This is a genomic window from Serratia sp. GW822-FHT06D09 (assembly GCF_058799515.1).
Genome location: NZ_JBXALO010000004.1, coordinates 407,469 through 413,479 on the forward strand (window position 1 = coordinate 407,469; position 6,011 = coordinate 413,479).

The window sequence follows — 6,011 nt, forward strand, 5'->3', positions numbered from 1 at the left end:
CAGGGTTAGGATATATGTAAATCGTCGACAGAGTGACAAGCAGACATGCGTGATTATCAGAGGTATGGGTTCCACAGTTTCAACGGAACCTCTTCTAGCAGCAACGGAGCTCGGGAAGGGGGCAACGCTCACCGAAAGGGTCTCTTTTAACGCACGAATTTCTAGACTCAGGTTGGCAACATCTGTTTGAGACGACGGTTTTCGTCCTCAAGATCCTTCATTTTTTGGATATCAGAGGCTTTCATGCCGCCATACTTCGCTTTCCAGTTATAGTATTAAGCCTCAGCTATTGGCAGATATCTTTGACGGTACGTCCGGTTTTAACAGACGTTAGAACGGAGATGATCTGGTGCTCGGAGAATCGGGTTTTACACATGGTGATCTCTCCAAGGGTATAATCAGTATGTCGGAATATCTCTAAAATGAATGGTTCGGTTAAGCAGGTTACTTGCAACACCACAAGCCAATCGAACGACGATGCAAGCTAACCGATAAGGCCGCTGCCAATACCAACCAAGATGATACCCGCCAGGAAATAGTGCGAGGGGGCAATATTGGTTGGCCATTCTCCCATCGGGGGGAAGCCACCGATCTGGGCACGCTCTTTAACATCAGTTGAATGACCACGACGCTGGAGAAAGCATCTCTGGCTTCAACAGAGGGCCTTTTGCCAATGCCGGCCCTTCGTAATGTGGGGGGCCAACGGACGCTTACATCCGGTGTCTGTGCATGAAAAGAAGGATGCGAGCCACCGCAAGGAGTTTCCTCAATTTTGAGGGGCGTTTAACGACGCCGAAAGTGGCGCTGTCGACATGGCTGGCAAGATGAGTGAGTAACCGCCGGAAACTGTCGATCTGACGAGTCAGCGCTTCAATGTCTACCAAGTCCGCATCCGTTTCCGCAAGAAGATACATTGGGCCGGTGACGAGTGCGATGGCAGGTATCCCTTGCTCGAAGAGGGGTTCGCCTTCGCCCAGGTGAACTAATGCGCCCGGTTTTACGGGAATGATCGCATTCATGCCTGCTCCCTTCCAGGTGGTCAGGGCCAATTGTGTCAACTCTGGAGTCGTGGTATAGAGTAATTCAGGTTGTAAGGTGCCGTCGGGGCCGTATTGCCCGCTGCTTGGGTCAACACAGAAATGTTTTGCGCCCAAGTGCTCGATGACAAGGCCTGCAACCACCGTGAGCCCTTTGTGCGAAGGGGACCAATATTCAGGATGCGCTGCAAGCCATGCCGTGGTGGCTTGACCATGCTTCGTGACGCTGGGGATGCGCAGGTGCCCTGCTGTGTAGACAAAAACGATCGTGCGATTATGAGGGATTACTGCCGCATCCCGGGCGAGCGCAAGCAATCCCAGGTGGCCGTTCTCCTCAACGCTATTCCCGCCATCGCTGTGCGTGACGACCATGACAGCTTCCTCTGCCTGCGGACCGGTGCCACGAGAGACGGCCCACAAGGTATCCATCGTTGCTCCCTTGGTTTTCCGGGCATTAAGGATGAGCGTCGCTCCTTTCCCGCATTCGGCGGCGGTGAGAAGAGTGCTTCGTTGCGATTCGGGAACCCACACCGCAGGAATGCCCTGATAATCACGAGTGAAAGGCAGGTACTGACCACTTGCCGCTTCATCGGCTATGCTGCCCCAGACCACGACGACACCCAGTACCCCTGCTTCGCGAGCCTTTGTTAATTCGATATTGGCGAATTCGCTCCCGATGACCGGATTGGCTATGGTGTCGAAGGGCAGTTTGCCCCCCCAGTTGCCAAAGAGCAGTCGAGCCGGCACGTCAATATTGTGCACTTCGATAACCGCAATCTTGCCTGCCGCCTTTTTCCACTTTTTCCGCCGGCCCTGTAACAATATGAGAGGCGCGCTGACGCCGAGAGGGCCGGTTTCCCCGGAGTACGGCCAGATAGACGAGAGTGGGATATCAACTCCTCCAATGTGTAATGTGGTGTTATTTGGCAATGCATCCCAGCGCTCGAAGGTGTGTTTATCACGTTGCACGTCATAACCGAGTTCGCTCAACTCGGTTGCGACTTCCGAGATAAGCGCGCGGTGGGCGTCATTGCCTGAGGTGCGAGGGCCAAGTTCTTTCAGGCGTCTGATTTGTTCAGCATAGTTGGTCACGGGATCTCCAAAAAACGTGTTGAATCACTAGGTATTTCCTGTTGTTCATTGTTGTAAGCCACATTGCGGTTGCGCGGGCAAGTTAGCTTAGCGCTGCTGGCTTCAACGTTGATGTCGGAGCAGCAACGTTTGGCGTCGGTGGCGTGGGTTTGAATTTGTCCGCCCACCCACCCAAGATAATCGGTATGGATCGTCATACGATTTACCGGTTTCTCGATCAAGCATGAGCTATAAAAAGTAAAATGTTTTCATCATTAATATTGGGTTATATTAAAATTTTTTAAGAAATTTTTTTATCAATTTTCAAGATGATTTCCTGTTGTTATTTTTTTGATGTTAACGTTGGCGTGGTTGATTGGGGGGCGTCGGTGGGTTTCCGTAGTATTCGTCTGGGTTCGGTAGTGCAGGTTCCCTTCTATAAAGACGGTATGAAGCAGCGAATAGACTAAAATTATTGCATCCCAGTGCTGATCCGTATCGAGCCGGAGCGTTATCGAGAAACGCAGACCGACAATGCCGATATGGAGAATCGGAGACTGCTTGCCGAGAACCGCGGTATGGGAGCGTCACTAAAGCCAGCCAACTCGTGAAAGTTTGGCAAGTCAACGATCAACATGACTTCAACACTATTGCCTGAAAGGTATTTCAGGGTTTTTAGTGTTTGAGTATCTGAACTCAAGGCGACCAAAACAACGTCACCACGTTGGTTTTTTATATAAACTAAAATACTGTAGTTCTTTGAAGTGAATCCTATTTTCCTGATGGTTATTTTAAAGTGGCCTCACAACCTAAAGATAAAAGTTGTCATCAGGGATTGTGTGAATGTTTATTTGCTGGTTTTTCCGTTCTTTTATAAAAGTTTACTCATTGGCATAGCTTCAAAAACTTAATATTAAAAATGAACCTTGCGGCTTACAAACATCAAAATCATAGTTAACGTTTCTGCAGTCAGCTTTTTCCATGGTTTTTATTTCATTGATTATCGTTTGAATTTTAACCACAACAACATTGGTGGGGTTTTTAGCCAAAAACAAATGATAAACAAATAACGTAAAGTTAATTGTTTATAGAAAAACTAAATGGAGTATTTTTTTCTGTAAAAAGGTAGATACAATTCTGAATTGTTAAAAATGGCCAGGCTATCCTTTCGTTAATGCTGCCTGAAAAGAGTGGCTAAGGTGGTAGGAAAAAATGTGCTGGCTGCGAGTGGGGGGCTTTTCCCATGTTAATCAATAGGACGGCGGCATCTCCGCGCCGAGAGAGCGCTTTTCGGGATGTTTAAAGAATTGTCCATAAGTCTGTAAATTGGCGTTTTTTGCGAAAATACCCGTTTGTGTATAAAATGTAAGCATACGCGTGTGGTGATGGTTGAGTAAGGTGAGTGCTATAAATAGATTTAATGAAATCATAGAGATACAAGTAAGTATACAAAACCATAAAGACTTCAGTCTGATGACTCAGGTATTTGCCGAAGGGCTTTGGGAGATGTGTGCTTCTAACTCATCGTTTTATAACTACTTTTTTAAGAAAGAAAGAATCATTACATTTAACTTATTGATGAGTCTTGTTCTCTCAAACGGTATTTCCTCGCTGAGCGAGTTTTATACTCTATGTGGTAAAAACAAAATTTCAGGTAAAAATAACACTATAGGTTTTGTGGACTATATGGTGCGTACCGGGAGAGTCGTTTTCATAAGAGGTGGTGATCGAAGAAGAAAAACACTGGCGCTAACTGAGAAGGGGCGAAAAGATTTAGATTACCTGTTTCTAAAAAAGTTGGCACCTCTGAGCATTTATGACTCGACTATTGATTGTAGCTCATTATTAACCGATGATTTTTATAGAAATTATTATAACAAAAAGAATCTTGTATGGGTGACTTCATCGCGACATAATTTTGATTCGACCTTTGTTGATTCACAGCACTTTTTGGAAATACAATCTAAATCGGCAGGATTGTTTTTTTTAATGAAAATATTGATGGATGTCAGAAAGTGTAACGTGAAAGTTGGGGAGCGGTTGAGCGGTTCATACTTTAAAACCATTTCCAGTAAAGTTGGAGTGTCGCCTTCACATTCTTTAAACTTGATTGCCCTCTTGGTTGAAGGCGGCGCGGTTGAAAAAATTGGCGTTGATTACGTAATCAGAGATGAACTGCTGAAAGGGGTTGAACATATAATATCACTAAACTTGGCTGTAAACTATCTTATAATAAAGAAGGACTTAGATGATGATAAAGTCTGAGCATTGTTTGCAAATTTTCTATGGTTTAATTTTCTTATAGGTTCTTAGATGCGTGGTGGAAATCATTGGCGAAATAATGCGTGAGCGCCTTGGCCTTTTCATTAAGTCGCCACGCATGGTTTTTTCATAATGGTATTAATGATCCGCACCGTTAGGATGGTCGAGGATCAATAGCCATGTGCCATCAGGTTGACGCTGTACTATTGTGTTGCTTTCGCCTTTCACCATCATTGATGGTTCCGTCCTCAACTTTGATCCAGGCAGACCAGGATGTTCGGGTAAATGCGATATCCCGTTTGGTGCTGAGAAAAGCAATGGGCTCCGTTGTTAATTTAAAATAATCGACCTTCATATAGGGTTTCAAAGCCTCCGCAATTGAACTATGTCCGGTTATCTTTTGGTTATCACAAAGTATTAGCACACCATCCGCTTCAAACAAAAATAATGCCTCGTCTATATTTTTATTTTTAAATTCGTGAGCCAAACAGATCACATTTTTTGTGAGGCATCGCGAGAATACTTTAATCCTTAGTGGCAACGATTTTTAATTTTGTTATTAAGTAATGACCAGCGTCTGAGCGCTGGCATACGTTTTTTTACCGACAGTTATGGCGATTGACGTTACTTGTAAACATTATTAATGAAAATTATCTGATATAATAAAATAGTCACTCTGGTTAATTTAAATTGAAAATAAATAATATTTCGAAGCTATGTTCGCATTGTAGATATAAGGCAGCGTTCTGCGTTAAAACAGAGTTACGGTACTGATGACGTATCGCTGTTTGCGTTACCGCTATCCCATGCTCTTGGGACAGCACCTCGAACAGCGTGTCGATCTCGCCTTGGGTGTTGTAGTGCATCATGCCGATGTGTAGCACGCCGCTCTCTTGCAGCCCAGTTGTTGAATCAGGTCCAGCACATAGAAATTCGCGCTGTCGGCGCAGATGTTGCGCTGCCCGAAGTGACGGGCGATCGCGTCAGGCGTATGATCGCTGAAGGTCAGGGTGAAGGTCGGCATGCGCTGCCCGTCAGGGTCACTCAGAAAGCAAAAAACCCGCCATAGGCGGGTTCTTCTAAATAGGGTGCCGGACTCGGACAACCGGTGCTTGCACCGGATTGAACAACGCTTTAGCGTTGGCCCGCAGGGTGAGGCCTCTGGCCGAATAATCGAACGTATTCGATGAAGAGTCCTATCCCCAGAAAAGCAAAAACCCGCCTTTCGGGCGGGTTCTTTAGAATAGTGGTGCCCGGACTCGGACAACCGGTGCTTGCACCGGATTGAACAACGCTTTAGCGTTGGCCCGCAGGGTGAGGCCTCCGGCCGAATAATCGAACGTGTTCGATGAAGAGTCCTGTCTCGAAAAGCAAAAAACCCGCCATAGGCGGGTTCTTCTAAATAGGGTGCCCGGACTCGGACAACCGGTGCTTGCACCGGATTGAACAACGCTTTAGCGTTGGCCCGTAGGGTGAGGCCTTTGGCCGAATAATCGAACGTGTTCGATGAGGAGTCCTGTCTCGAAAAGCAAAAAACCCGCCATAGGCGGGTTCTTCTAAATATGGTGCCCGGACTCGGACAACCGGTGCTTGCACCGGATTGAACAACGCTTTAGCGTTGGCCCGCAGGGTGAGGCCTCC

General features: G+C 46.4%; 5 protein-coding genes and 1 pseudogene. 1 reads left to right on the plus strand and 5 read right to left on the minus strand.

Features of this window, described 5'->3' with window-relative positions:
* Positions 1-135: 135 nt before the first annotated feature.
* The 3 genes and pseudogenes from AC1RKG_RS12760 to AC1RKG_RS12770 form a co-directional block, all read right to left on the minus strand.
* Positions 136-376 (minus strand): annotated as a pseudogene (locus AC1RKG_RS12760) (transposase); the annotation flags it as partial.
* A 334-nt stretch (positions 377-710) separates the two neighbouring features.
* The gene (locus AC1RKG_RS12765; protein WP_493183188.1) at positions 711-2,129 is read right to left on the minus strand and encodes a hypothetical protein; all 1,419 of its coding nucleotides are present in this window, start codon (positions 2,127-2,129) and stop codon (positions 711-713) included.
* Positions 2,126-2,326, minus strand: coding sequence for a hypothetical protein (locus AC1RKG_RS12770; protein ID WP_493183190.1), 201 nt, complete (start codon positions 2,324-2,326; stop codon positions 2,126-2,128). The genes AC1RKG_RS12765 and AC1RKG_RS12770 overlap by 4 nt, the downstream gene beginning before the upstream one ends.
* Positions 2,327-3,506: 1,180 nt before the next feature.
* Here AC1RKG_RS12770 and AC1RKG_RS12775 point away from each other — a divergent pair.
* Positions 3,507-4,373, plus strand: coding sequence for a hypothetical protein (locus AC1RKG_RS12775; RefSeq protein ID WP_493183192.1), 867 nt, complete (start codon positions 3,507-3,509; stop codon positions 4,371-4,373).
* A 184-nt stretch (positions 4,374-4,557) separates the two neighbouring features.
* Here the strand turns inward: AC1RKG_RS12775 and AC1RKG_RS12780 are convergent, their stop codons facing one another.
* Both AC1RKG_RS12780 and AC1RKG_RS12785 read right to left on the minus strand, forming a co-directional pair.
* Complete coding sequence (locus tag AC1RKG_RS12780; RefSeq protein WP_493183194.1) at positions 4,558-4,857, minus strand: Cif family virulence factor; 300 nt, start codon at positions 4,855-4,857, stop codon at positions 4,558-4,560.
* A gap of 378 nt (positions 4,858-5,235) precedes the next feature.
* Complete coding sequence (locus tag AC1RKG_RS12785; RefSeq protein ID WP_262504730.1) at positions 5,236-5,394, minus strand: hypothetical protein; 159 nt, start codon at positions 5,392-5,394, stop codon at positions 5,236-5,238.
* Positions 5,395-6,011 lie beyond the last annotated feature (617 nt).